The organism is Shewanella hafniensis, from assembly GCF_019655335.1.
Classification (GTDB): Bacteria; Pseudomonadota; Gammaproteobacteria; order Enterobacterales; family Shewanellaceae; genus Shewanella; species Shewanella hafniensis.
Genome location: NZ_BPFD01000261.1, coordinates 1 through 430 on the forward strand (window position 1 = coordinate 1; position 430 = coordinate 430).

Annotated in this window: 1 protein-coding gene; it reads left to right on the forward strand. The window is 54.9% G+C overall.

Features of this window, described 5'->3' with window-relative positions; translation table 11 throughout:
* The coding region (locus tag K5Q99_RS23235) for an SPFH domain-containing protein (protein WP_246604566.1) at positions 1-430 on the forward strand (430 nt) is incomplete at both ends.

Consider the following 430-nt stretch of genomic DNA (forward strand, 5'->3'; position numbering starts at 1 on the left):
TTTTTTTTTTTCAAGCAGAAGACGGCATACGAGATGCTCAGGAGTCTCGTGGGCTCGGTGAGAAACCCGGGGCTGCGCTGGACCATCCCCCTCTTTGCCAAGCGCACCATCTCGCTGCGTATCCGTAACTTCGAGAGTGCCAAAATCAAGGTGAACGATAACCTCGGTAACCCCATCGAAATCGCCACCATAGTAGTGTGGTCGGTTACCGACAGTGCCGAGGCCGTGTTCGAGGTGGATGATTACGAAAGCTATGTGTCCATTCAAAGTGAAGCGGCGCTTCGCAACATGGCCAGCAGTTATGCATACGATCCCCAGGATGAGAACGAAGTGGCACTCAGAAGCCATCCCCAGGCCATCGCCGATAAGCTCAAGCAGGAAATTCAGGAGCGTCTTGGCCGTGCCGGCGTCACCGTACTGGAAGCCCGTA